Raw genomic sequence first — 25,370 nt, 5'->3', positions numbered from 1 at the left:
TGCCTACCTTGCGCAGGATGTATGTGGCGGATGTATTTGGCGGGCATGGCGCCGGTGGTGTGTCCCAACGGTGCCTGGGCTGATTTCGTGCCTGGCATCTCATCGACTGCAGTCGCAGCAATGGCCTGGTGCCCTGGTGCTTACCCACTATTTCACCTGCTGCTTTTCCAGTTTACGTGCCAGGGTGCGGCGGTGCATGCCCAGGCGGCGGGCGGTTTCGGAGATGTTGAAGCCGGTTTCAGCCAACATTTCGTGGATGCGTTCCCATTCCAGCGTTTTGATGGAGGTGGCCCGGTTGGTGAGCTGTACCTCGACGTTGCCCGCGGCGCGGCCAAAGGCGGCTTCGATGTCGTCCGTGTTGGAGGGTTTGGCCAGGTAGTGGCAGGCGCCGAGCTTGATGGACTCCACGGCCGTGGCGATGCTGGCGAAGCCGGTGAGCACTACGATCAGCATGCTGGTGTTGTGCATGTGCAGTGTCTGCACGCAAGCCAGGCCGGAGGCGTCGCCATTGAGCTTGAGGTCCACCACAGCGTAACCGGGTGTGCGCTTTTGCAGCAGGGTGGCCACGGCTTCCAGGGTGGTGGCGAGCATGACGGTGTAGCCGCGCCGCTCAAAAGAGCGGCCCAGCGTGCGGGCAAAGGCATCATCGTCTTCCACGATGAGCAACAGGCGTTCGGTGGATTCAACCGGCATTGGATGCAGTCTTCCCCATGGCGAATGTGGCAAGGGGCAGGGTGATTTTTACAACGGCACCGCCTTCCACGCGGTTGAATGCGGTGACATTGCCGCCCAGCGTACGGGCAACGTTGAGAACCAAAAACAGCCCCAGGCCGCCGCCGGTACGACCCTTGCTGGATTGGAAGGGTTTGCCGAAATGGGCCAGCATGGCGGGGGCGAACCCCGGGCCTTCGTCGGTGACGGTAAGTGTCAGCGCATCGGCCTCGCGGTTTGCCTGCAACTGTATCCAGCGAGGGGAGGCGTCCAACGCGTTGTCCAGCACGTTGTAGACCATTTGCTTGAGTGCCAAGTCGGACGCCATCGGTAGGTCATGGCCAAATGCATTGGAGTAGGCGAAGGCGTAAACCGGGCGGGTGGCGCGCCACTCTTCAACCAGGTCGTCCAAAAAGCTGCAAATGGTGGTTTTGACCGAGAACTCGCCGCGTGCCTCGCCCGCCGATAGCAGGGTGTTGCTGACAATGGCTTTGCAGCGCAGCAACTGGGTTTGCATTTCATCGATTTCTTGCAGAAGCTCGGGATCGTTGGTGAAGTGTGGCATGTGCCGCCAGTCACCCAGAATCACCGCCAGGGTGGCCAGCGGGGTGCCGAGTTCGTGCGCCGCACCTGATGCCAGTAAACCGATGCGCACAATGTGTTCCTCTTCCGCCGCACGTTGGCGCAGGTCGGCCAGACGGCTGTCGCGTTCACGCAGATTGCGGCCGATGCGCGTGATGAAAACCACCAGCAAGGCGGCATTGAGCATAAAGCAGATCAACATCCCCTGGATGTAGGGGCTGTTCAGGCCTTGGTCGTGGTCAATCGGTAACGACAGTGGTGCGCCGAAGCGTGCCAAGCCCGCGAAGCACGCCGCGGTAATAGCCACCATGGTCCAGGTGGACCAGGCTTGGAGCAGCATGGCACCCAGCGTAACCTGCAGCAGGTATAAAAATGCGAATGGATTGGTGGCCCCCCCACTCAGATAAAGTTGGGTGGTGAGCATGCCCACGTCCACCAGCAGTGCGAAGAACAGCTCGCCGTTGCTGACGTCCTGGAACATTTTGGCGCGGAGCAAGCTGGCAATGTTGAAGACAATCAGGCAGCCCAGCAGCGTGAACATCGTGCCCAGGGGGAGGGCAATGCCAAAGCCAAAGTGCACGACCAGAATCGTCACAATTTGGCCGATGACAGCGATCCAGCGCAGTTGCACCAGTTGGTGCATGTTCTTGCGCCCCGTGGCATCTTCCAGGCCCGGGGCTAGCGTGGATAGTGCGCTTGGTGTTTTAGTCGTCTGCAGCACGTTCGGGTTCCTTGGCGAATGGGTGGTCGCGCAGTCGCCGCGCCGAGCGCGAAAAATACCATGCAGCCCCTGCCACCATGGCCGCGAGCGTGTACCAAGTCAGAGCGTATACCAGATGGCTATTGTGGAAGGCTATGACGGTCAATCCCCCCACGGGGTACACGGGGGCACCGTCAGCGGACGGTTGCGGTGTCGGTGCGGCGACTGCATCCGCGTCGACAAAGTAGGGTGCTACTTGGGTCAGGCCCAGTGCTTTGCCGATGGCCTGGACATCGCGCGAATACCAGCGCTGGTGGCTGGGGTCGTTCTGCCGCAAAAAGGCACCGCCGGATTGGTCCATGCGCAGCAGCCCTGTGACGGTGGATTGCTGGCTTGCATCCGCCACGGGCGGTGCGATGGCCCGGGTAGTCTCGGGCTGTACAAAGCCGCGGTTGATCATTACCACCGTGCCATCGGTGCGCCTCAGCGGTGCCATGACCCAAAAGCCACTGCCGCGCTCTGTGACGGCTTGCACCAGGGTGTCTTGCTTCGCCAAGAATGTTCCAGTGACGCGGACACGCCGGTATTCAGCGTTCGACGCATCGAGGTGCGGCCATTGATCGGAAGTGGGTGCCTCCACCTCCAGGGCATGTACGCGCTGATCTACCCGGGCGATCAGGTCGAGCTTCCAGAAAAGCCGCTGCACTTGCCAAGTTCCGAGCGCAGCGAAGATGGCAAAAACCACTGCGGCCAGAAAAAGTAAAAGGCCCACATGTTGTGGGCCCGAATGTGTTGCCGATGGCTTGGCTGAAGACAAGGTCAAGGCATGTTCTTCATTTCATGGGCCGACACCGGCATCATGTTCGCATTCAGATGGAACATGACCCAGATCGATCCGGTCAACATGATCACCAACAGCATGAGGGTGAAGATCAGCGCCAATAGCGACCAACCACCTTCCAGCTTGCTGTTCATGTGCAGAAAATAAATCATGTGGACCACGATCTGTACGGCGGCAATGGCCAAAATGACAATCGCCGTGACGTGGGGTTTGTCAAAGACCTTGCCCATCACCAGCCAGAAGGGAATGACCGTCAAGACCACCGCCAGCACAAAGCCCGTCACATATCCTTTGAGGGTGCTGTGGCTGCCGGTGTCTCCATGGCCGTGTTCGCTGTGGTCACCATGGCTGCCGTGGTGTTCGTGTTCAGTGTGTGCGCCCATTACAGCACTCCCATCAGGTAGACAAAGGTAAATACGCCAATCCAGACCACGTCCAGAAAGTGCCAGAACATCGACAGACACATCAGGCGGCGGCGGTTTTCGGGGATCAGTCCATGCTTGCCGAGCTGGAACAGCAGAGTGACCAGCCAGATGATGCCGAAGGTGACGTGAAGGCCGTGTGTACCTACCAGCGTGAAGAAGGCAGACAAAAATGCACTGCGCTGTGGGCCTGCGCCTTCGTGGATCAGGTGGGTGAACTCATACAGCTCCAGCCCGATGAAGGCTGCGCCCAATAACCCGGTAATGATCAGCCACACGATGGTTGGCTTGAGCCTGTTTTTTTGCATCTCCAGCATCGCAAAGCCGTAAGTGATGGAGGACAGCAGCAACATTGAGGTGTTCAACGCCACCAGTGGCAAATCGAACAGGTCGGCACCCGATGGCCCGGCCGCATAGCTGCGGCCGACCACGGCGTACACCGCAAACAGGCAGGCAAAGATGAGGCAGTCGCTCATCAGGTAGATCCAGAAACCCAGCAAGGTGCCGTTTTCGGGATGCTGCTCGGTGGGCTCGAAGAACTGCATATTGCTGGGCACGTTGGCAGTGCCGACGGAGGAGGTGGCGGTCATATCAGACATGGCTGGCGAGCAGTTGGGTACGCGCAGCTTCGATGCGCACGACTTCGTTGGCAGGAATGTGGTAATCGCGTTTGTAGTTAAACGTGTGGGCAATGCAGGCAACCAGCAGGGCAATAAATGCTACACCTGCCAGTAACCACATGTGCCATATCAGCGCAAAGCCTATGACCGTGCTGATGCCTGCGATCACCATACCTGCAGCCGTGTTCTTGGGCATGTGGATCGGAATGAAGCCGGTAAGCGGACGTACATAGCCATGCTTCTTCATATCCCACCAGGCATCCAGGTCATGGACACGGGGCGTAAACGCAAAGTTGTAAGGCGGTGGTGGCGACGAGGTGGACCATTCCAGGGTACGGCCACCCCAAGGATCGCCCGTGGTGTCGCGCAGGGATTCGCGGCGGATGAAGCTCACCACCAGTGTGATCAGGAAACAGGCGATACCGATGGCAATCAGGAAGGCACCGAACGCTGCAACTACAAACCAGATCTGCAGCGATGGGTCTTCAAAATGGCTCATGCGACGGGTCACGCCCATCAGGCCCAGCACATACAGCGGCATGAAGGCGAAGTAGAAACCAATGCACCAGAACCAAAATGCACACTTGCCCCAGAACGCATCCAGCTTGTAGCCGAAGGCTTTGGGAAACCAGTAGGTGATACCTGCAAAGGTGCCGAACACGACGCCACCGATGATCACGTTGTGAAAGTGGGCAATCAGGAACAGGCTGTTGTGCAGCACGAAGTCGGCCGGGGGCACGGCCAGTAGCACGCCGGTCATGCCACCGATGGTGAAGGTGACCATGAAGCCCATGGTCCACAGCATCGGCACTTCAAAGCGGATACGGCCCCGGTACATGGTGAACAGCCAGTTGAAAATCTTGGCCCCGGTGGGGATGGAGATGATCATGGTGGTGATGCCGAAGAACGAGTTGACGCTCGCCCCTGATCCCATGGTGAAGAAGTGGTGCAGCCACACCAGGTACGACAGGATGGTGATCACGATGGTGGCATACACCATGGACGCGTAGCCAAACAGGCGCTTGCTGCAGAACGTGGCTACCACTTCGGAGAACACACCGAAAATGGGCAGCACCAAGATATAGACCTCGGGGTGGCCCCAGATCCAGATCAGGTTCACATACATCATGGCGTTGCCGCCGAAATCATTGGTAAAGAAGTTCGTGCCGACATAGCGGTCCATCGACAGCAGGCCCAGCACCGCGGTCAGCACCGGGAAGGCCATGACGATCAGCACGTTGGTGCACAGCGCCGTCCAGACAAAGATAGGCATCTTCATCAGGCCCATGCCTGGCGCGCGCATTTTGACGATGGTGGCCAGCAGATTGATACCGGACAACAAGGTACCCACACCCGCGATCTGCAGCGACCAAATATAGTAATCCACCCCTGGGTCAGGGCTGTACAAAATGCCGGACAACGGCGGGTAAGCCAGCCAGCCGGTGCGGGCAAACTCGCCCACGAACAACGATGCCATCGTCAGACCCGCACCACCGGCCGTCATCCAGAAGCTGAAGTTGTTCAGGAAAGGAAAGGCGACGTCGCGCGCACCGATCTGCAACGGCAGCACGAAGTTCATCAACCCGGTCACGAACGGCATGGCCACGAAGAAGATCATGATCACGCCATGCGCGGTGAAGACCTGGTCGTAATGGTGTGGCGGCAAAAAGCCGGTGGAGTCACCAAACGACAAGGCCTGCTGCAAGCGCATCATCACCGCGTCGGCAAAGCCACGCAGCAGCATCACCAGACCCAGGATCATGTACATGATGCCGATTTTTTTATGGTCAATACTGGTGAACCACTCGTTCCAAAGGTAACCCCAGAGTTTGAAATAGGTGAGAGCCCCCAGCACGGCAGCGCCACCGATCGCGACGGCGATAAAAGTCGCCAACAGGATGGGTTCGTGGAATGGAATCGCGTCCCAGGTGAGACGGCCAAAAATGAGCTTCGTAAGATCGAGGTTGTCGAACATCTTTATTCCGGATGCCAAAAATAATGCGGCGCAGGCCGAAATGCCGTAGTGAGCGGCGCGGAGTAAATTGCTTGCAGGAACGAAAAACTAACTGGGCTGGACAGCCGACACCAATGCGGCACCGGTGGGGTTGGCCGCGGTACACATGGCTCCCACGTAAGTGCGGGCTGGTGCGTTCTCCAGCCCCAAGCGCTTGCGCGTGGCGGGGTCCAGCGAGGCGATGTTGTAAGCACCGGGCTTACCCTGTCCGCCGCTGGCGTCAATGGCCATCATGTCTTTCATGCACATTCGGTTGGCCTCCACACAGCGGTTCAAGATAGCGTCGTACAAGTCGGGTGCCACCGTGGCGTAGCGGCGTACCGGGTCGCGCTCGCTGGGTTGGGCCAGCTGGATGTAGCTGTCGCGGCTCAGTTCGCCACCGCCCGCCTTGGTGGCCTTGGCCCATGCATCGAATTTTTCATTGCTCATACCGAGGAACTTGAAGCGCATGCCCGAGAAGCCTGCGCCGCTGTAGTTGGCCGAGAAGCCCTCATATTCGCCGGCTTTGTTTATCACAGCATGCAGCTTGGTTTCCATGCCCGGCATAGCGTAGATTTGGCCGGCCAGCGCAGGAACAAAAAATGAATTCATGATCGACGACGCGGTAATCTTGAAGGCGATGGGGCGGTCCACCGGGGCCACCAACTCATTCACCGTGGCGATGCCCAGCTCGGGGTAGATGAACAGCCATTTCCAGTCGAGTGCGACTACTTCCACCACCAGCGGCGCGGTGCCCGGAATGACATCGCGGCTGGCGTCAATGCGCTGCAGGGGGCGGTACGGATCCAGGGTGTGGGTGCTGATCCAGGTGATGGCCCCCAGGGCAATAATGATCAGTAGCGGGGCTGCCCAGATCACCAACTCCAGTTGGGTGGAGTGGTGCCATTCAGGATCGTAGGTGGCCTCTGTATTGGACTTGCGATAACGCCAGGCGAACAGCAAAGTCAGGGCAATCACGGGGACGATGATCAGCAGCATCAGCACCGTGGATACGACGATCAGATCGCGTTGTTGCAGTGCCACATCACCGGAGGGATTCATCAGTACGGTGTTGCAACCTGCCAGTAAAACGATGGCTGGAAACAGAAGCAATCCGCGTAGTTTTTTGAAGGAGGGCATGCCAGACAGTATGGGATTTGGTGAACGCATAGTGTATGAAATTTACGTTTATCCGTGGGCGACGCGGATAGGACGTTTTGTCCTATGGCATCATTCTCCTGGCTGTGTAGCCCCGCAGCGTCTGTATATTACAACCTCCGAATCACGAGTAAGCATGATGTCCAGTATTAATCATGAACAAAACGCTGTCGCACCGCCCTCCTTTGAGCGTGATGCGAGGGCCTCAGTTGCAGACCACTCCAAGATTGCGCCGGGTGAAATCGCCATCGGCGTAATCATTGGCCGGGCCTCCGAGTACTTTGATTATTTCGTTTACGGAATTGCATCGGTACTGGTGTTTCCCGAGATATTTTTCCCGTTCGAGAGCCGACTGGACGGGACGCTGCTGTCGTTCGTGATCTTCTCGTTTGCCTTCATCGCCCGGCCCATCGGGACCGTGGCGTTCATGGCGATTCAGCGGCGTTGGGGGCGCGGGGCCAAGCTGACCGGGTCGCTGTTTCTGCTGGGGATTGCCACGGTCGGAATTGCCTTCTTGCCGGGGTACGCCAGCCTGGGGTTCACGTCCATCGTGTTTCTGTCGGTACTGCGTTTCCTGCAAGGGATTGCGCTGGGTGGCTCCTGGGATGGCCTGCCCTCTCTGCTGGCACTGAACGCCCCCAAGAACCGCCGTGGCTGGTACGCCATGATTCCCCAGTTGGGCGCGCCTATTGGTTTCATTGTGGCCAGTGGCCTGTTCCTGTACTTGCATTCCAGTCTGTGGCCCGTGGACTTCATGGACTGGGGCTGGCGCTATCCGTTCTACGTGGCTTTTGCGATCAACGTGGTGGCACTCTTTGCCCGCCTGCGCCTGGTGGTCACCGACGAGTACGACCATTTGCTTAACGAGCACAAGCTAGAGCCCAGCCCGGTGGTTGAGCTGGTACAGGCCCAGGGCAGCAACCTGCTGATTGGCGCTTTTGCCGCTCTGGCCAGCTACGCACTTTTCCACCTGGTCACGGTTTTTCCGCTGTCGTGGATCACCTTGTACGCGACCCAGCCGGTGGCCGATGTGCTGGTCATCCAGATGATCGGTGCAGCCATTGCCATGTTGGGCATCATTGCGTCCGGGGTGATTGCAGACCGTGTGGGGCGGCGTAGCACGCTGGGCGGTCTGGCGGTACTGATCGCGATCTTCAGCCTGTTTGCGCCCATGCTGCTCGATGGCGAGCCGTTCCGGCAAGACGTGTTCATTCTGGTGGGGTTCGCGTTGCTGGGTCTGTCGTACGGCCAGGCAGCGGGTGCGGTCAGCTCCAACTTTGAGCCCCAGTACCGCTACACCGGCGCGGCTTTGACATCTGATCTGGCCTGGCTATTTGGTGCCGCATTTGCGCCCTTGGTCGCCTTGGGCTTGTCGGCCCATTTCGGGCTGGCTTACGTCAGTATCTATCTGCTGTCGGGAGCGATTTGCACCTTGGTGGCGCTGCGGGTCAACCGGTCCTTGGAGCTGCGTGACTAGTGGGTCGGGGCGTCATGCCTGACCGCTACCGCACGGTTCCCCGACATGGCCGTTTCGCCTACTCGGCCATCCACCAGCGACCAGACTATCGCTGGCCCAATGGTGCCCGGTTGGCGGTCTACCTGGGCTTCAACATCGAGCACTTCGCTTTCGGCGAAGGCCTGGGGGCCAATCTGGGGCCAGTGTCACCGCAGCCGGATGTACTGAACTACAGCTGGCGCGAGTACGGCAACCGGGTGGGGGTGTGGCGCTGCCTGGAACTGTTTGACGCACTCGACCTGCCCGCTGGGGTGCTGGTTAACACCGCCTTGTACGACCATTGCCCCGAAGTCGTAGCGGCCTGCGTGGCCCGCGGCGACGAACTCATTGGCCACGGCCACACCAATGCCGAGCGGCAAAACGGCATGGACGAGGCGACCGAGCGCGATCTGCTCCAGTCCTGCCGCGACCTGATGCAACAGCGCAGCGGCACCGCACCTGCAGGCTGGCTATCACCCTGGATTGCCGAAACCGCGCTGACCCCCGACCTGCTGCGCGAGACCGGCTACCGCTACACCCTGAACTGGTGCCACGACGACCAGCCGGTGGCCATGCAGACCCGCAGCGGCACTATCTGGTCGATTCCGTATCCGCAGGAGCTCAACGACATTCCGATGGTCATGGGCCGCCAGATGGATGGCAAAGACTTTGCCCAAATGGTCATCGACCAGTTCGACGAAATGCTGTCGCAGTCCCAGACCCAGCCGCTGGTGATGGGCATTGCGCTGCACCCTTACATCGTGGGCCAGCCCTACCGGCTGCGGCATTTGCGCCGGGCTTTGCAGCACATTGCCAGGCTCCGCGGCGACATCTGGTTCACCACGCCGGGTGCGATTGCCGACGCGATGGATTCTTTGCCTACGCCTTGATCCAGATGGGCGTGTCGCCCAAGGGGTGCTCGTCACAGTTTGCGTCCCCTGGCGCGCCCCCACGGTCCACCACTAAAAAGTCGCTGGGCGCCTGCAGTGCGATCAGCGGGTGGTGCCAGGTGCCCCGGGCGTAGTTCACCCCCTGGCCGGGCGCGGCGCGAAAACAGCGGATCTGCGCCAGCACCGGCACCGGCCCGGCTTCGGCCACTACCACCAGATACGGCAGGCCAGACAGCGGCATGAACGCCTGGCTGCCCAGCGGGTGCCGCTCCAGCAGCACCAACTGCATTGGCAGCTGGCGCGGCAGCGCCTGGAAGATGCTCAGAATCGCGCGTCCGCCGCCGCTGCCCACGTCGATCTGCGCCAGGTCGTGAAAACGTTGGGCAAATCCGTCGTTGATGGAGAAGTGCCGCACGCTGGCGCTGGCCTCGATCACATCACCGAAAGGGCGGAAGGCTTCGGCCGTCAGGGGTTCTATGGCCAGGGTGGTCATGTCAGCAGTCGATATCGTCCAGGTCGGCTGCCAGCGGAGGCGGTTGCCCCGACTTTTTGGCGCGTTTGTTGCGTTTGGCGAAGGCCAGGCCCATGGCCAGGGTCTGGGCCAGGCACATGGCCGAGGTCAGCGAGCGAAAGCCCAGCAGCTTGGCATCATTGACCTCCAGCACCAGGTCGGCCCCCTTGGCCACCGGGCTCATGAAGGCATCGGTGATGGCCAGCCGCTTGGCACCGCGCAGGCGCACTTGTTCGCACACCTGCAGGGTGTCGGCCGCGTAGGGCGGGAAGCTGATGGCGATCAGCAGGTCTTGCGGGCTGGCGGTGCTGGCTTGCTCGGCGATGGCACCGCCCAGGCCGGTGATCTGCACCGCGGGCTGGCCCACCCGGTTCAGCGCGTAGGCCAGGTAGGCCGCCACCGCGTACGAGCGGCGCAGGCCCAGCACGTGCACGATGCGGGCGTTCTGGATCAGGGCAATGGCTTCCTGGAGCGGCAGGCTGGCGGCATCGTCCTGCAAATGCTCCAGCGACACCACGTTGGCCTGGCTGAAGGCGCGCAGCACCTCGGCGGGGTCGTCGGGGTTATCCAGCGTCTGCTCGCCGCCAAAGTGGCGGATGCGCTCGCGGAAGGTGGGTTTCACCGCCAACTGCAGCGGCGCACGGAACAGCCGCTGCAGGTCCGAATAGCCGTCAAACCCCAGCGCCTTGGCCATGCGGATGAAGGCCGCCGGTGCAATCTGGGCCGCCACCGCCACCGTGGCCACCGGGTTCAGCGCGATGTCGTTGGGGTGGTCCAGCGCGTAGCGGGCCGCGTCGCGCATGCGCGGCGTGAGGCGCTCGCCTTCGCGGGCAATCAGCTCCCGCAGCGCATCCAGATTGCTTGGTTTGCTCTTATCCATATAGCAATCATACGGGCTGGACATGCCGCAGCATAGTTAACCCGTTATTTTGTAAATACAGGCCAATTTTCATATGCATTATTGGCATCCAGCGCTTATAGATTGAGCGTGAGCAGCTATCAAAAAAGTACTTAAAAAGTGTAGCAAAGCCTAAAACGCCCGCACTTCGCCACGCGGCACAAACCGGCCCATGCCTTCGCGGCCCAGCCACTGGGGCCCGTCCACGATGAGCGTGCCGCGCAAGAACACTTTTTTCACCTGGCCGCGCAGCGTGCGGCCTTCGAGCAGGGTGTAGTCGCAGTTGCCGTGCAAATCCTTGGCATAGATGGTCTGGCTGGCGGCGGGGTCAAACAGCACCACGTCGGCATCGCTGCCCACGGCGATGGTGCCTTTTTTGGGGAACAGGCCGAACAGTTTGGCCGGGGTGGTGGAGGTCAACTCCACAAAGCGGTTCAGCGACAGCTTGCCCTGCATCACGCCGATGTCGAACAGGCTGACCAGGCGGGTTTCGATGCCCGGCGCGCCGTTGGGGATCAGCGAGAAGTCGTCCTTGCCGCGCATTTTCTGCATGCGGTAGCCCAGGTGGCCTTCTTTCATGCAAAAAGGGCAGTGGTCGGTGGCGATGACCTGCAGGTCGTCATAGCGCAGGGCGCGCCACAGGTGCTTTTGGTCGTCGGGGGTACGCAGGGGCGGGGTCATCACGTATTTGGCGATTTCCACGTTATCGGTGTTGTAGACCGAGTCGTCAAACAACAGGTAGTGCGGGCAGGTCTCGGCAAACACCGGAATGCCCTCGGCCCGGGCGGCCACGATGTGCTTCAAGGCCTGGTTGCTGGAAACGTGCACGAAGTAGATGGGCGCGTTGGCCAGCTCGGCCAGGCGGATGCCGCGGTGCGTGGCTTCGCCTTCCATGATGGCCGGGCGGGTCAGGGCGTGGTAGCGCGGCGAGGTGTGGCCGGCTTCCAGCGCTTCCTTGATCAGCAGGTCGATGACCGTGCCGTTTTCGGCATGCAGGGCCACCATGCCGCCGTCTGCGCCCACCTGGCGCAGCATGCGGAAGATGGCGGCGTCGTCGGCCATCATCACACCGGGGTAGGCCATGAACATCTTGAAGCTGGTCACGCCCTCGTGGCGCATGGCGTAGCGCACGTCCTGCAGCACCTGATCGTCCACCCGGGTGATGATGACGTGGAAGCTGAAGTCCACCGCCACCTGCGATTCGGCGCTGCGCTGGGCACGGGCGATGGCCCCCAGGGGCGAGTCGGTGGCCGTTTGCAGCGCAAAGTCCACGATGGTGGTGGTGCCGCCAAAAGCCGCGGCCTTGGTGCCGCTGGCAAAGGTGTCGCAGGTGATCGTGGGGCCGATCACATTTTCCAGGTGCACATGGGTGTCCACGCCGCCGGGCAGCACGTACAGGCCGGTGGCATCGACGATGGCCACGTCTTCGCCGACCTGGATGTTGCGGCCAATGGTGTGGATCACGCCGTCCTGCATCAGCACGTCGGCCACGTAGTCGTCGGTGGCGGTGATGATGCGGCCATTGCGAATTAAGGTTGTGCTCATGCGATCACCTCGTCCAGGTGTTTTACCAACTTGTCGATCTCGGCAAAGGTGTTGTAGTGGGCGATGGACACCCGCACCACGCCGCCCTGGGGGTGCAGGCCCAGCGACTCGACCAGGCGCTTGGCATAGAAGTCGCCAAAGCGGATGCCGATGCCAAACCGGTCGGTATGGCGCACGATGGACTCCGACATCTGCCCGGCTACCATGAAGCTGATGGTGGGCACCCGGCCCCCCTTGGCAGCGCTGTCCATGCCGACAATGCGCACCGACTTCTTGCCGCGCAGGTACGCCAGCAGCCGCTCGGCTAACGCGTCCTCGTGCTGCTCAAACGCATCGAAGGCGCACTGCATCTTTTGCCGTGCCGTGCCGGTGCAGCCCAGCTGGCTGCCCACCGCCACCAGGTAGTCGTTGATGCCCATGCAGCCGTACGACAGCTCATAGTTCACATTGCCCGGCTGCAGCTTGTAGGGCAGCACGTCGGCGCCGATGAAATAGTGGTTCAAGCTGGGCAGCGACAGCAGCAGCTCACGCTGCACCCACAGCACCGCGTAGTGCGGGCCAAACACCTTGTAGAAGCTGAAGACAACCATGTCTGCCCCGCTGGCCTGCACGTCCACCAGCCGGTGCGGCGCATAGGCCACCGCATCCACGCATAGGCGCGCGCCCACGGCGTGGACCCGGCGGGCGATCTCTGCCACCGGATTGATGGTGCCCAGGATGTTGGAGGCGTGGGTCACCGCCACCCATTTAACCCGGGGCGACAGCAAACGGTCCAGGTCGGCCAGGTCCAGCGCCAGGGTCTCGCGGTTCACCTCCCACACCTTGACCACCGCGCCCGCCGCCTGCAGCCGCATCCAGCCGCCGATATTGGCTTCGTGGTCGGTGTTGCTGACGATAACCTCGTCGCCGGGCTGGACGCCCAGCTGGATGGCATGTGTCACCTGGAACATCAGCGAGGTGGTGGAGCCGCCCATCACCACTTCGTCGTCAAACGGAGCGTTGATCAGCTCGGCCACCGCACGGCGCGCGGCCAGCACCTTGGCCCCGGCATCTTGCGACTGGGCGTAGCTGGCACCGAGCTGCACGCTGCTGGTCAGCAGGTAGTCGCGCACCCGGTCGGCCACGCGGCGCAGAACCTGGGAGCCACCGGCGTTGTCCAGGTAGGCGCAGTCGTTGTGCAGGGCCGGAAACTCGGCGCGGATGTGGTCTAGGTTCAGGGTTGGCGGCATAAAAAATCAGTGTTGAAGAATGGCCTGCAGAAAGGCCTGGGTGCGCTCCTCACGGGGCGCGCTGAAGAATTCGGCGGGCGGCGCCTGTTCGATGACCCGCCCGGCCTCCATGAAAATCACCCGGTCGGCCACGCGGCGGGCAAAACCCATCTCGTGGGTCACGATCACCATGGTCACGCCGGTGCGCGCCAGGGCTTGCATCACGTCCAGCACCTCGCCGACCATTTCCGGGTCCAGGGCCGAGGTGGGCTCGTCAAACAACAGCACCTTGGGCTCCATGGCCAGCGCCCGGGCAATCGCCACCCGCTGCTGCTGGCCGCCCGACAACTTGCCCGGCAGCTTGTGCGCGTGCGCGGCCAGGCCCACCTTGTCCAGCAGCGCCAGGGCGCGGGCTTCGGCCTCGCGCTGGGGCATATGGCGCACCCGCAGCGGGCCCAGCGCCACATTGGCCAGGGCCGTGAGATGCGGAAACAGGTTGAAGCTCTGGAACACCATGCCCACTTCGGCGCGCACCTTGGCCAGGGCCTTGCCGCGCACCACTTTTTCGCCGTCCACCAGAATCTCGCCGCCCTGGTAGTCCTCCAGCAGGTTGATGCAGCGGATCAGCGTGGATTTGCCCGAACCGGACGGGCCGATGACCACCACCACCTCCCCAGCGTTCACGTCGAGGTCGATGCTGTGCAGGGCTTGGAATGCGCCGTAGGACTTGCACAGCCCACGGATTTGGATAAGTGCTGTCATATGGTTCTTAGCGTGTGGCAGCACGGTGCCGTGCTTCAAAAAAGCCCACCAGCCGCACCAGGGGCAGCAACAGCAGCAAGTACAGCAGCGCTGCGCCGATCAAGGGCGTGGGGTTGGCGGCCAGGGCCTGGGCCTGGGTGGCCTGCTTCAGCAGATCGGGCATGGCCACCACCGAGGCCAGGGCCGTGTCTTTGAGCACATTGATGCAGTTGCTGGTCAGCGGCGGCACCACGATGCGCAGCGCCTGGGGCAGCACCACATCGCGCATGCTGCTGAAAAAGCCCAGGCCGATGGCATCGGCCGCCTCGAACTGGCCCTTGGGAATGGCCTCGATGCCCGCCCGCATGATTTCTGCCGTGTACGCGCACGACACCAGCGACAGCGCGGTGGTGGCAGCGGCAAACGAGGTCAGCCGGATGCCTACAAAGGGCAGCGCGTAGTACACCAGCACCAGCAAGACCAGCAGCGGGATCGAGCGGAACACGTCGATGTAGATGCGGGCCACGGTGCGCAGCCAAGCTGGGCCGTACAGCCGCACCAGCGCCAGCAGCAAGCCGCCCACAAAGCCCAGCGCAATGCTGACGGCCCCCAGCAGAATCGTGGTCCACAGCCCCTGCAGCAGCAAAGGCAGGGCATCCCGGAAAACCGGCCAGTTGAAGAAGGTGTCGAGCAGATTCATGCGGGGTCCGTCAGGTGCTTACAACTTGGGGATTACTTGGGAACGTCCATCACCATGACGCTGGAGGACGTGTCAGGTGGCGTGGTGCCAAACCATTTCTTGTGGGTGGCAGACACAAAGCCCTCTTTCTTCAGCGTGCCCAGGATCTCGTTCACCTTGGCGGCATCGGCAAAGTTCTTGGCAAACATGAAGGAGTAGCGCTCGTTGGTGGGAATGCGCGCGGCAATGCGGTACTGCGGCTTGTCCTTGATGTAGTACTCCACCGCCGGGATGTCGCTGATGTAGCCGTCGATGCGGCCCGAGGCCAGGTCCAGCATGGCGGGCGCCAGGCCTTCATAGCGGGAGATGGTGGCGATCTTCAGCTTGGCGGTGTTCTGCGTGGCGTAGATGTCGCCGGTGGAGGCGGTATCCACGCCCACGGTTTTGCCCGCCAGGTCTTCCAGCTTGTCGATCTTGGTGGCTTTGAGCACCGACAGGGACTGGTCGCTGTCGTAGTAGGGCTGGGCAAAGGCCAGCGATTCGAGGCGCTTGGGTGTGATGGTGATGCTGGAGATGGCCATCTGGATGCGGCCCGACTGCACGGCGGGGAACAGGCCGTTGAACGGGATGTTCTCGATCTGCACCGATTTGCCCGCGCGTTTGGCAACCTCGTTGACCAGGTCGATCTCGAAGCCGACAAACTTGCCGGTGGCGTCCTGGAACTCCCAGGGCACGTTGCCGATGTTGGCACCGACCGTCCAGTCGGCGGCCAGGGCCGAGGTGGCGGCGGTAAAGGTCGCTACCGTCAGAGCGACGGTGGCAGCAAGAGATGTGAATTTCATGCGGGCTACTCCTGAAAAACCGGGTTGAAAAATGAATTTCCGACAGCGGTGTGCATTGCAAATGTCTGGAGCCGCAAAGATAGCAAATTGAATCAAATAAATCAATAAAAATTAAAATGAATTATTTGAGCCAAAACGGTGCAAAAAAAGGGGCTTGCACCCGTTTGGCGCAAGCCCCTCTTTTATTGCACCAAGTGCGTAACTGCTTTTTACTTTTTCGACACCAGGCCGTAAATCACCAGCAAGACGACGGCACCGACGACCGAGGCAATCCAGCCGGCCGCGGCGCCGGGCGCGTACCAGCCCATCTTTTGGCCGATGAAGCTGGCACCGAACGAGCCTGCAATACCCAGAATGGCCGTCATGATGAAGCCCAGCTTGTCGTCACCGGGCTTCACGGCCCGGGCGATCAAGCCCACGATCAAACCAACAATGATGGTACCGATCAAAGAAAACATAGAAAATCTCCGTATACAAAGTTTGCAGGAGAACGGACTGTAACTTGTCTTTGTTAACCCGCCATGGCACCGGCGGATTCCAGCTGCTCCGACAGTGCCATCCAGCGCACTTCGAGCGCCGCCATGTCGGCAGTGACCTTTTTGAGCCGCTTGCCGGCCTGGCCGATCTCAAATGGATTCTTGGCGGCGGCCAGCTTTTCGTCCAGCCCGTCTTTTTCCAGCTGCAAGGCAGCCATCTCGGTGTCGATCTTGTCCAGATCGCGCTGCAGGGTCTTGGTGTTGAAGACCGGGGCGGCCACCACCACCACCGGCGTAGGTGCGGGCGCGGCGGCTTTGCCCGCATCCTTGGCGGCTTCGCGCAGGCGTTTGGACTCGTCCAGCAGGTAGCGCTGGTAGTCGTCCAGGTCGCCGTCGAACGGCTCCACACCGCCGCGTGACACCATCCAGAACTCGTCGCACACCGAGCGCAGCAGGGCGCGGTCGTGGCTGACCAGCATCACCGTGCCTTCGAATTCGTTCAGCGCCATCGCCAGGGCTTCGCGGGTGGCCAGGTCCAAGTGGTTGGTGGGCTCATCCAGCAGCAGCAGATTCGGGCGCTGCCAGACGATCATGCACAACACCAGGCGGGCTTTCTCGCCGCCGCTCATGCTGCCCACGGCCTGCTTGACCATGTCGCCGCTGAAATTGAAGGTGCCCAGGAAGCTGCGCAAATCCTGCTCGCGCGTGCCTTGGCCGGCCAGCTTGCCCGCGGCGGTGGTTTCTTTCACCAGGCGGATCATGTGCTCCAGCGGGGTGTCGGCGGGGCGCAGCACGTCCAGCTCCTGCTGGGCGAAGTAGCCGATGTTCAGGCCCTTGCCTTCCAGAATCTCGCCGTGGATGGGCGTGAGTGCCCGGGCCACGGTTTTCACCAGGGTGGATTTACCCTGGCCGTTGGCACCCAGAATGCCGATGCGCTGGCCTGCCAGCACCGATTTGTTGACCTTTTGCACGATGACCGTGGGGCCGGTGCCCTCGGGCGCGTCTTCCGGTGCGGGGTAGCCGAAGGTGGCGTCCGACATCGACAGCATCGGGTTGGGCAGGTTGGCGGGTTCCTTGAACTCGAAAGTGAACTCGGCCTCGGCCAGCAGCGGCGCAATCTTTTCCATGCGGTCCAGGGCCTTGACCCGGCTTTGCGCCTGCTTGGCCTTGCTGGCCTGGGCCTTGAAGCGCGAGATGAACTTTTGCAGGTGGGCAATCTTGTCTTGCTGCTTGGAAAACGATGCCGACTGCTGCTCCATCTTCTCGGCACGCATGTCTTCGAACTTGCTGTAGTTGCCGCCGTAGCGGTTGAGCTTGGCTGCTTCGATGTGCACCGTCACGTCGGTGATGGCATCCAGGAATTCGCGGTCATGGCTGATGACCAGCATGGTGCCGGTGTAGCGCTTGAGCCAGGCTTCCAGCCACACCAGGGCGTCCAGGTCCAAGTGGTTGGTGGGCTCATCCAGCAGCATCAGGTCCGAAGGGCACATCAGCGCGCGCGCCAGCTGCAGGCGCATGCGCCAGCCACCCGAAAAGCTGTTGACCGGGTTGTCGAGTTCGGTGGTTTTGAAGCCCAGGCCCAAGATCAGCGCCTGTGCCCGGGCCTGGGCATCGCCCGAGCCTGCGTCGTACAGGGCCATGTAGGCGTTGGCCATGCGTTCACCGTCGTCGGTCAGCTCGGAGGCGGTGACTTCCTGCTGGGCGGCCAACAGGTTGGTGTCGCCCTCGATCACGAATTCGGTGGCGCTTTGCTCGGTTTCGGGCATGTCCTGGGCCACCTGGGCCAGCCGCCACTGCGACGGCACGTAGAAGTCGCCGCCGTCTTCGTGCAGCGTGCCGTTGAGCAGCGCAAACAGGGTGGATTTGCCCGCACCGTTGCGGCCCACCAGGCCGACTTTTTCGCCGGGGTTGATGGTGACATTGGCGCTGTCTAGCAAGACTTTGGCGCTGCGGCGCAGAACTACGTTTTTAAGGGTGATCATCGGGAGTACGACGACCACAAAACGATCGTCAAGAAAAACTAAAGGATGGCAAGAGCTTCGCGTGTCACTAACAACACTTGGTCTTCGCCTGCGCTGGTGTCTAACCACACCACTTCGAGCGCGGGGAAGGCGGCTTCGAAGTGTTCGCGCTCGTTGCCGATTTCCAGAACCAGCACCGCGAGAGGGGCCATTTTCGCAGAAACCTCTTGCAGCAGTTTGCGGACAAAGTCCATACCGTCTTTCCCGCCCTCCAACGCCAGGGCGGGCTCGGCCTGGTACTCGGCGGGCAGGGCGGCCATGCTTTGGCTGTTGACGTAGGGTGGGTTGCACAAAACCAGGTCAAACGGGCCGTCGACCTGGGCCAGGCCGTCGGATTCCACCAGGGTGATGCGGCTTTGCAGGCTGTGCTTGTCCACATTGATGCGGGCCACGGCCAGGGCGTCGGGGCTGATGTCGGCGGCGGTGACCTGCACGTCGGGGTAGACCATGGCTGCCAGCACGGCCAGGCTGCCGTTGCCGGTGCACAGGTCCAGCACGCGGTGGGATTCCTCGCGCAGCCAATAGTCGATGCCGCCGTCCATCAGCAGCTCGGCGATGAAGCTGCGCGGCACGATGGCGCGCTCGTCCACATAAAACGGCACGCCTTGCAGCCAGGCCTCTTGGGTGAGGTAGGCAGCAGGCTTGCGGCTGGTGATGCGGGAATCCAAAAGTATAGCTACCTGTGCTTGTTGTTCGGGCGTGACAGGCTGATTTTCTACAGAATCCAGGTCGTCCAGCGGCAGGCCCAGTTTCCACATCACCAGCCAGGCGGCTTCGTCGAATGCGTTGGTGGTGCCGTGGCCGAAGGACACGCCTGCGGACTCCAGCTGGGTGGCGGATTGTTCGATGAGTTGGAGGACGTTCATGGCTGGCGGGACAGGTTTTCCAGGGTGCGGCGGTAGATGTTTTTCAGCGGCTCGATGTCGGCCACCACGATGTGCTCGTCAATCTTGTGGATGGTGGCGTTGGGCGGGCCGCATTCGACGACCTGGGGGCAGATCTGGGCGATGAAGCGCGCGTCGCTGGTGCCGCCGGTGGTAGACAGCTCGGTGGCGATGCCGGTCTCAGCCAGGATGGCGGCGCGCACGGCGTCGACCAGGGTGCCGGGGGTGGTCAAGAAGGGCAGGCCGCCCACCGTCCAGGCGATGTCGTAGCTCAGGCCATGGCGGTCCAGCACCTCGTGCACGCGGCGCTGCAGGCCGTCGGGCGTGGATTCGGTGCAGAAGCGGAAGTTGAAGTCCACCACCACCGTGCCAGGAATGACGTTGTTGGCGCCGGTGCCTGCATGGATGTTGCTCATTTGCCAGCTGGTGGGCTGGAAGAAGGCGTTGCCCTTGTCCCACGCGGTGGCCACCAGCTCGGCCAGGGCGGGCATGGCCAGGTGGATGGGGTTTTTGGCCAGCTGCGGGTAGGCGATGTGGCCCTGCACGCCGCGGATGGTGAGCTTGCCGCTCATGCTGCCGCGGCGGCCATTTTTGACCATGTCACCGGTGCGCTCCACCGCAGTGGGCTCGCCGACGATGCAGTAGTCGATCTGTTCGCCGCGCTCTTTGAGCAGCTTGCAGACCACCACCGTGCCGTCCACCGAGGGGCCTTCCTCGTCGCTGGTGAGCAGCAGGGCAATCGACAGCGGGGTGTCGGGCTGGGCGGCCACATATTCTTCCACCGCCACCACGAAGGCGGCGATGGAGGTTTTCATGTCGCTCGCGCCGCGGCCAAACAATTTGCCGTCGCGGTGCGTGGGGGTGAACGGGTCGCTGCCCCACTGCGCCAGCGGGCCGGTGGGCACCACGTCCGTGTGGCCGGCAAATGCTATGAGTTTAGGAGCTGCTTGCGCTGATCCATCAAGCGCTGGAGGCCTAAAACCCTTGAAAGTGCTACGCCGGACTGCCCACAGGTTGGTGACGCGGAAGTTCTCGGGTCCGCTGGTGATGGTTTCACAGACAAAGCCCAACGGGGCCAGGCGCTCGGCAATCAGGGGCTGGCAGTGCGCGTCGTCGGGGGTGACGGAGGGCTGGGCGATGAGCTGCTCGGCCAAATACAGGGTCTGGGACATAGGTATGGGAAAAGTTAACTGCAACAACTTGCACGGCCCAGGGTGCTCTGCACCTGGGTCCGCACACGTCAGGGCCGCACGTCCAAGGTGAAGTCGGTAAAGCTGGGTTCGTCGTCGGCCTCGGCCTGCTGCACGGCCACCTCGGTCTTCTGGCTGGCGCGGGCAAAGTCGTTTTGCAGCCGCCACATCAGGTTGGTGGCCGAATCGGCGTTGGCCAGGCCTTCCTTGCGGTCGATGGTGCCTTCGGTGATCAGGCGGGCCAGGTCGCTCTCGAAGGTCTGCGAGCCCTCGGCCAGCGACTTCTCCATGGCCTCTTTCACGCCGCCGATGTCGCCTTTTTCGATCATGTCGGCCACCAGCAAGGTGTTGAGCATGATCTCTACCGCAGGCACGCGTTCGCCCGAGGGCGTGCGCACCAGCCGCTGCGAGACGATGGCGTTCAGCGCCACGGCCAGGTCGGCCTGCATGGTGGCGCGCACTTCCACGGGGTAGAAGTTGACGATGCGGTTCAGCGCCTGGTAGGAGTTGTTGGCGTGCAGCGTGGCCATGCACAAATGGCCGGTCTGGGCGTAGGCGATGGCCGCCGACATGGTTTCGCGGTCGCGGATTTCGCCGATCAGGATCACGTCCGGTGCCTGGCGCAGGGCGTTCTTCAGGGCCACTTCGAGCGAGGCGGTGTCGGTGCCGATCTCGCGCTGGTTGACGATGGAGCGCTTGTTTTTGTACAGGTATTCGATCGGGTCTTCGATGGTCAGGATGTGGCCGCCCGCGCGCTGGTTGCGGTGGTCGATCATGGCCGCCTGGGTGGTGGTTTTACCGGCTCCGGTAGAGCCCACCATCAGCAGCAGGCCGCGCTTTTGCATCACCAGGTCGCCCAGGATGGCGGGCACCTTGAGGCTGCTGAGCAGGGGCACTTCCACGTTGATGTAGCGCACCACCACCGAATAGCTGCCGCGCTGGCGCATGGCGCTGACGCGAAAGCGCCCCACGCCGGGCACGGACACGGCCATGTTCAGCTCGCCCGAGGCCTGCAGTTCGGTGATCTTCTCGGGCGGCACAATTTCGGCCAGCAGGCTGCGCGGCGCGTCATGTTGCAGCAGCTGGCTGTTCACCGGCACGCACTGGCCGTTGATGCGGATCAGCGCGGGCGCGTTGGCCGACAGGTAGACATCGGAGGCCTTTTTCTCCTGCATCAGGCGCAGGATGCGTTCCATTGTGCTCATGGCTTACCTCCGATGGGGTGCTGGAATCAGTCGCGCAGGAGGTCGTTCAGGCTGGTCTTGGAACGGGTCTGGGCATCCACGCGTTTGACGATGATGGCCGCGTACAGGCTGTACTTGCCGCCATCCTTGGGCAGGGTGCCGCTGATGACCACCGAGCCGGAGGGGATGCGGCCGTAGGTCACGGTGTCGGTGGCACGGTCGTAGATCGGGGTGCTCTGGCCGATGTACACGCCCATGGAGATGACCGAGTTTTCTTCGACGATCACGCCTTCGACCACTTCCGAGCGCGCGCCCACAAAGCAGTTGTCTTCGATGATGGTGGGGCCTGCCTGCAGGGGTTCCAGCACGCCGCCGATGCCCACGCCGCCGCTCAAATGCACGTTCTTGCCGATCTGTGCGCACGAACCCACGGTGGCCCAGGTGTCGACCATGGTGTTTTCACCCACATAGGCACCGATGTTCACGTAGGACGGCATCAGCACCGCGCCCTTGGCGATGAAGCTGCCGCGGCGGGCCACGGCGGGCGGCACCACGCGCACGCCGGTGGCCTTCATTTCTTCGGCGCTCAGGTGGGCGAACTTGGTGGGCACCTTGTCGTAGAAGCCCAGCGAACCGGCTTGCATGACTTCGTTGTCTTTCAGGCGGAACGACAGCAGCACGGCCTTCTTGATCCACTGGTGCACCGTCCACTGGCCCACGGCTTCGCGGGTGGCCACGCGCAGGTGGCCGTTGTTGAGTTCATTGAGCACATGATCGACGGCATCGCGCACTTCGGCGGTGGACGCGGTGGGCGACAGGTTGGCGCGGTCTTCCCAGGCGGCTTCGATGGTGGCTTGGAGTTGTTGTGTCATGGTGGTTCTTCAGTTACGGGATTGGACAAATTGGCGGATTCGGTCTGCGGCTTCGGCACATTCGGCGGTCTCGGCCACCAGGGCCATGCGGATGCGCTGGCGGCCGGGGTTGTGGCCATGGGCCTCGCGCGCCAGGTAGCTGCCGGGCAGCACCGTGACATTGTAGGCAGCCAGCAGGTCGCGGGCGAAGGCCACATCGCTGTCCAGGCCGTCCACCACCGCCGGGCCGGGCACCTGCGCCCACAGGTAAAAACCCGCGTCGGGCAGGGCCACATCCATCACCTCGGCCAGGATGGGCGTGACCTGGGCGAATTTGCTGCGGTACAGGGCGCGGTTCTCGACCACGTGGGCTTCGTCGTTCCAGGCGGCCAGGCTGGCCGACTGCACCACCGGCCCCATGGCGCTGCCGTGGTAGGTGCGGTAGAGCAAAAACGGCTTGATGAGGGCCGCGTCGCCTGCCACAAAGCCGCTGCGCAGGCCGGGCACATTGCTGCGCTTGGACAGGCTGGTGAAGGCGATCAGGTTCTTGAAATCTGTACGGCCCAGTTGGGCGGCGGCTTCCAGCCCGCCCAACGGCGGCTCGTCGCGGAAGTAAATCTCGCTGTAGCACTCGTCGGAGGCGATCACAAAGCCGTATGTGTCGCTCAACTCGAACAGCTTTTGCCATTCGCTCAGAGGCATGACCGCGCCGGTGGGGTTGCCGGGCGAGCAGACAAACAGCAGCTGGGTGCGGGCCCACACGTCCAAGGGCACGCTGTCCCAGTCCACCGCGAAGTTGCGCGCCGGGTCGCTGGGTGCGTAGTAGGGCGTGGCCCCGGCCAGCAGGGCCGCGCCTTCGTAGATTTGGTAGAACGGGTTCGGGCAGACCACGGTGGCACCCGGCTGGGTGGGGTCGATGATGGTCTGGGCAAACGCAAACAGCGCTTCGCGTGAGCCATTCACCGGCAGCACCTGGGTGGCAGGGTTTAGTTCCAAGCCATAGCGGCGCTGGATCCATTGCGCCATCGCCGTGCGCAGGGCCGGTTCGCCACCCGTAGCCGGGTAGCCCGACAGGCCTTTGATGCCTGCCAGCATCGCCTGCTCGATGAATGCCGGTGTGGCGTGCTTGGGCTCGCCGATGCCCAGGCTGATGGCGCGGTAGGCCGGGTTCGGGGTGACGCTGGCGAAAAGTTGCTTGAGCCGCTCGAAAGGGTAGGGCTGGAGGGTGGAGAGCAAGGGATTCATGGGGTGGGATTATCGTTGCAGCCACTTATCATCCCCAGCACACTATCAAGAAAACCTGCCATGACCGATTTCACCAAAGTAGTCCTTTTTACCGACACCGACGGCGTTGCCAAATTCCGCGACGAGCGGATTCCCCTGACCGAGGGCAAACCGACCTCCCAGCTCAGCGCCCTGCAAGCCAGCGGCGGCTTTCAGCTGCGCCACAGCCCGGTAGGCTTTGCCAGCACTTTCCACTGCACCACCGACCCGCAATGGGTGGTGATCCTGGCCGGGCAGATGGAAATTGGCCTGCAGGACGGCACGGCACGGGTGTTCCAGCCCGGCGACCATTTCTATTCGGCCGATGTGCTGCCCGCCGGGGCCACCTTTGATGACAAGCTGCACGGGCACCGCAGCCGCCTGGTGGGGGATGTGCCGCTGGTGACTATGTTTGTGCGGGGCGGGTGATCTTCAGCGGGCTGCGCTGGGCCAGGTCGTCCATGTAGCCCGCAATGCCTGCCCCCTCGCGCTCCAAAAACCGCTCTACCGCATCGGCAAACGCCGGGTGCGCCAGCCAGTGGGCGCTGGTGGTTTTGACGGGGAGCAGGGCGCGGGCCATTTTGTGTTCGCCTTGCGCGCCGCCTTCGAAGCGGGCTACACCGTGGGCAATGCACCATGCCAGCGGTTGGTAGTAGCAGGCTTCGAAGTGCAGGCAGTCCACGCGCTCCAGCGCGCCCCAGTAGCGGCCATAGGCGACCTGGGGTTGGGCATCATTTATGCCTCCAGCGCCCATTCCATAGGCGGTAACAGCTATCAAACTGCTAGCAATCGGGGTTTTGACTCCATCGTCCTCGCGCTCGGCCACAAACAGCAGCCAGTGCTCGGGCATCGTATCGGCCATGCGCTGGAAGAAGTCGCGGCTCAGGTAGGGGGCGTTGCCGTGTTCAAGGTAGGTGCGTTCGTAGCAGCGGTAGAAAAAATCCCAGTCTTGCGGCGTGATGGCCGTGCCCTGGGCCGAGCGGAACGTCACACCCGCATCGGCCACCTTGCGGCGCTCCTGGCGGATCTTTTTGCGTTTGTCTTGGGCCATGGAGGCCAGGAAGTCATCGAAGTCGCGGTAGCCTTCCAATGTGTTCGTCCAGTGGAATTGCACCGTGTGGCGCAGCATCAGGCCCGCGTCGGCGCAGGCGGCCACATCCACCGGGTTGGCAAACAGCACGTGCAGCGACGACAAGCCCTGCGCCTCGCACCAGGCCACCAGCGCCTGCACCAGCACGGCCCTGGACTCCGCATCCCGTGCCAGCAGCCGTGCACCGGGCACGGGGGTGAAGGGGGCTGCCACCACGGCCTTGGGGTAGTAGGGCACGCCATGCTGCTGGTAGGCATTGGCCCAGGCCCAGTCGAACACGTATTCGCCATAAGAATGGTCTTTGAGGTACAGCGCGCACGCGGCTTGCAGCACGTCGCCCTGCCACACCGTGACCAGTCGCAGCTTCCAGCCGGTCGCGGGGGTGGCGCTGCCGCTGTAGTGCAAAGCGGCCAGGTATTCATGGCACATGAAGGGGCTGGCGTCCGGCTGCAGGGCCAGCAGGCAGTTCCACACACCGGCTGAAAGCTGCGAGGGTGAGTCCAGCACCCGAATGACATAATCACTCGGACTGCCTTCTTCCACACTGGACTTAGGCGAGTCCCCCTGTTCACCCA

General features: G+C 62.2%; 25 protein-coding genes. 3 read left to right on the top strand and 22 right to left on the bottom strand.

What is annotated here, in order from left to right; genetic code table 11:
• Positions 1 to 147: 147 nt before the first annotated feature.
• The 7 genes from AB3G31_RS13220 to cyoA form a co-directional block, all read right to left on the bottom strand.
• Positions 148 to 693, bottom strand: coding sequence for a response regulator transcription factor (locus AB3G31_RS13220; RefSeq protein ID WP_367846544.1), 546 nt, complete (start codon positions 691 to 693; stop codon positions 148 to 150).
• Entirely contained in the window at positions 683 to 2,014 is a 1,332-nt protein-coding gene (locus tag AB3G31_RS13215; RefSeq protein ID WP_367846543.1) for an ATP-binding protein, read from the bottom strand. Before AB3G31_RS13215 ends, AB3G31_RS13220 begins: the two co-directional genes overlap by 11 nt.
• Positions 1,998 to 2,816, bottom strand: coding sequence for an SURF1 family protein (locus AB3G31_RS13210; protein WP_367846542.1), 819 nt, complete (start codon positions 2,814 to 2,816; stop codon positions 1,998 to 2,000). Before AB3G31_RS13210 ends, AB3G31_RS13215 begins: the two co-directional genes overlap by 17 nt.
• On the bottom strand, positions 2,813 to 3,217 hold the full coding sequence (cyoD, locus tag AB3G31_RS13205) for a cytochrome o ubiquinol oxidase subunit IV (RefSeq protein WP_367846541.1): 405 nt from the start codon (positions 3,215 to 3,217) through the stop codon (positions 2,813 to 2,815). Before cyoD ends, AB3G31_RS13210 begins: the two co-directional genes overlap by 4 nt.
• Complete coding sequence (gene cyoC / locus AB3G31_RS13200) at positions 3,217 to 3,855, bottom strand: cytochrome o ubiquinol oxidase subunit III (RefSeq protein WP_367846540.1); 639 nt, start codon at positions 3,853 to 3,855, stop codon at positions 3,217 to 3,219. Before cyoC ends, cyoD begins: the two co-directional genes overlap by 1 nt.
• On the bottom strand, positions 3,848 to 5,851 hold the full coding sequence (cyoB, locus tag AB3G31_RS13195) for a cytochrome o ubiquinol oxidase subunit I (protein ID WP_367846539.1): 2,004 nt from the start codon (positions 5,849 to 5,851) through the stop codon (positions 3,848 to 3,850). The genes cyoC and cyoB overlap by 8 nt, the downstream gene beginning before the upstream one ends.
• An 87-nt stretch (positions 5,852 to 5,938) precedes the next feature.
• A complete protein-coding gene (gene cyoA, locus AB3G31_RS13190) occupies positions 5,939 to 7,009 on the bottom strand; it encodes a ubiquinol oxidase subunit II (protein ID WP_367846538.1) in 1,071 nt (356 codons plus the stop codon).
• Between the two features lie 157 nt (positions 7,010 to 7,166).
• Between cyoA and AB3G31_RS13185 the strand changes: the two genes are divergently transcribed.
• Both AB3G31_RS13185 and AB3G31_RS13180 read left to right on the top strand, forming a co-directional pair.
• Positions 7,167 to 8,504 (top strand): MFS transporter, encoded by a 1,338-nt coding sequence (locus AB3G31_RS13185; RefSeq protein ID WP_367846537.1) that lies wholly within the window; start codon positions 7,167 to 7,169, stop codon positions 8,502 to 8,504.
• 14 nt (positions 8,505 to 8,518) lie between these two features.
• Positions 8,519 to 9,412 carry a polysaccharide deacetylase family protein gene (locus AB3G31_RS13180; RefSeq protein ID WP_367846536.1) on the top strand — a complete coding sequence of 298 codons (894 nt, stop codon included), beginning with the start codon at positions 8,519 to 8,521 and terminating at the stop codon, positions 9,410 to 9,412.
• Here AB3G31_RS13180 and AB3G31_RS13175 read toward each other — a convergent pair.
• From AB3G31_RS13175 to dapC, 14 genes are all read right to left on the bottom strand, one after another.
• The gene (locus AB3G31_RS13175) at positions 9,402 to 9,905 is read right to left on the bottom strand and encodes an ureidoglycolate lyase (protein WP_367846535.1); all 504 of its coding nucleotides are present in this window, start codon (positions 9,903 to 9,905) and stop codon (positions 9,402 to 9,404) included. The two genes, AB3G31_RS13180 and AB3G31_RS13175, sit on opposite strands and share 11 nt — an antisense overlap.
• A 1-nt stretch (position 9,906) precedes the next feature.
• Positions 9,907 to 10,803: a MurR/RpiR family transcriptional regulator gene (locus AB3G31_RS13170; RefSeq protein WP_367846534.1), complete on the bottom strand. Its 897-nt coding sequence runs from the start codon at positions 10,801 to 10,803 to the stop codon at positions 9,907 to 9,909.
• A gap of 150 nt (positions 10,804 to 10,953) precedes the next feature.
• The gene (gene hydA / locus AB3G31_RS13165; RefSeq protein WP_367846533.1) at positions 10,954 to 12,366 is read right to left on the bottom strand and encodes a dihydropyrimidinase; all 1,413 of its coding nucleotides are present in this window, start codon (positions 12,364 to 12,366) and stop codon (positions 10,954 to 10,956) included.
• Positions 12,363 to 13,595: a cysteine desulfurase-like protein gene (locus tag AB3G31_RS13160; protein ID WP_367846532.1), complete on the bottom strand. Its 1,233-nt coding sequence runs from the start codon at positions 13,593 to 13,595 to the stop codon at positions 12,363 to 12,365. Before AB3G31_RS13160 ends, hydA begins: the two co-directional genes overlap by 4 nt.
• Before the next feature lie 6 nt (positions 13,596 to 13,601).
• Positions 13,602 to 14,336, bottom strand: coding sequence for an amino acid ABC transporter ATP-binding protein (locus tag AB3G31_RS13155; protein ID WP_367846531.1), 735 nt, complete (start codon positions 14,334 to 14,336; stop codon positions 13,602 to 13,604).
• A 7-nt stretch (positions 14,337 to 14,343) separates the two neighbouring features.
• Positions 14,344 to 15,015, bottom strand: a complete 672-nt coding sequence (locus AB3G31_RS13150) for an amino acid ABC transporter permease (protein ID WP_367846530.1) — start codon at positions 15,013 to 15,015, stop codon at positions 14,344 to 14,346.
• 32 nt (positions 15,016 to 15,047) lie between these two features.
• Positions 15,048 to 15,836: a transporter substrate-binding domain-containing protein gene (locus AB3G31_RS13145; RefSeq protein WP_367846529.1), complete on the bottom strand. Its 789-nt coding sequence runs from the start codon at positions 15,834 to 15,836 to the stop codon at positions 15,048 to 15,050.
• Between the two features lie 209 nt (positions 15,837 to 16,045).
• On the bottom strand, positions 16,046 to 16,294 hold the full coding sequence (locus tag AB3G31_RS13140; RefSeq protein ID WP_367846528.1) for a GlsB/YeaQ/YmgE family stress response membrane protein: 249 nt from the start codon (positions 16,292 to 16,294) through the stop codon (positions 16,046 to 16,048).
• A 53-nt stretch (positions 16,295 to 16,347) separates the two neighbouring features.
• Complete coding sequence (locus AB3G31_RS13135; RefSeq protein ID WP_367846527.1) at positions 16,348 to 18,294, bottom strand: ABC-F family ATP-binding cassette domain-containing protein; 1,947 nt, start codon at positions 18,292 to 18,294, stop codon at positions 16,348 to 16,350.
• 38 nt (positions 18,295 to 18,332) lie between these two features.
• On the bottom strand, positions 18,333 to 19,199 hold the full coding sequence (gene prmB, locus AB3G31_RS13130) for a 50S ribosomal protein L3 N(5)-glutamine methyltransferase (RefSeq protein ID WP_367846526.1): 867 nt from the start codon (positions 19,197 to 19,199) through the stop codon (positions 18,333 to 18,335).
• Positions 19,196 to 20,389 carry a succinyl-diaminopimelate desuccinylase gene (gene dapE / locus AB3G31_RS13125; protein WP_367846525.1) on the bottom strand — a complete coding sequence of 398 codons (1,194 nt, stop codon included), beginning with the start codon at positions 20,387 to 20,389 and terminating at the stop codon, positions 19,196 to 19,198. The genes prmB and dapE overlap by 4 nt, the downstream gene beginning before the upstream one ends.
• Before the next feature lie 68 nt (positions 20,390 to 20,457).
• Positions 20,458 to 21,612: a PilT/PilU family type 4a pilus ATPase gene (locus AB3G31_RS13120; protein ID WP_367846524.1), complete on the bottom strand. Its 1,155-nt coding sequence runs from the start codon at positions 21,610 to 21,612 to the stop codon at positions 20,458 to 20,460.
• A gap of 26 nt (positions 21,613 to 21,638) precedes the next feature.
• Positions 21,639 to 22,463 carry a 2,3,4,5-tetrahydropyridine-2,6-dicarboxylate N-succinyltransferase gene (gene dapD / locus AB3G31_RS13115; RefSeq protein ID WP_367846523.1) on the bottom strand — a complete coding sequence of 275 codons (825 nt, stop codon included), beginning with the start codon at positions 22,461 to 22,463 and terminating at the stop codon, positions 21,639 to 21,641.
• Positions 22,464 to 22,472: 9 nt separating this feature from the next.
• The gene (dapC, locus tag AB3G31_RS13110) at positions 22,473 to 23,687 is read right to left on the bottom strand and encodes a succinyldiaminopimelate transaminase (RefSeq protein ID WP_367846522.1); all 1,215 of its coding nucleotides are present in this window, start codon (positions 23,685 to 23,687) and stop codon (positions 22,473 to 22,475) included.
• Positions 23,688 to 23,747: 60 nt separating this feature from the next.
• Here dapC and AB3G31_RS13105 point away from each other — a divergent pair, with 60 nt between their 5' ends.
• Positions 23,748 to 24,134 (top strand): hypothetical protein, encoded by a 387-nt coding sequence (locus AB3G31_RS13105; protein ID WP_367846521.1) that lies wholly within the window; start codon positions 23,748 to 23,750, stop codon positions 24,132 to 24,134.
• On the opposite strand, the gene AB3G31_RS13100 is transcribed toward AB3G31_RS13105, so the two are convergent.
• Positions 24,112 to 25,302, bottom strand: coding sequence for a GNAT family N-acetyltransferase (locus tag AB3G31_RS13100; RefSeq protein ID WP_367846520.1), 1,191 nt, complete (start codon positions 25,300 to 25,302; stop codon positions 24,112 to 24,114). The genes AB3G31_RS13105 and AB3G31_RS13100 overlap by 23 nt on opposite strands.
• Positions 25,303 to 25,370: the final 68 nt, after the last annotated feature.

It is taken from the genome of Rhodoferax sp. WC2427 (assembly GCF_040822085.1).
Taxonomy (GTDB): domain Bacteria; phylum Pseudomonadota; class Gammaproteobacteria; order Burkholderiales; family Burkholderiaceae_C; genus Rhodoferax_B.
The sequence above is the reverse complement of the archived record's forward strand: the minus strand, read 5'-3'. Positions and strand labels throughout refer to the sequence as shown.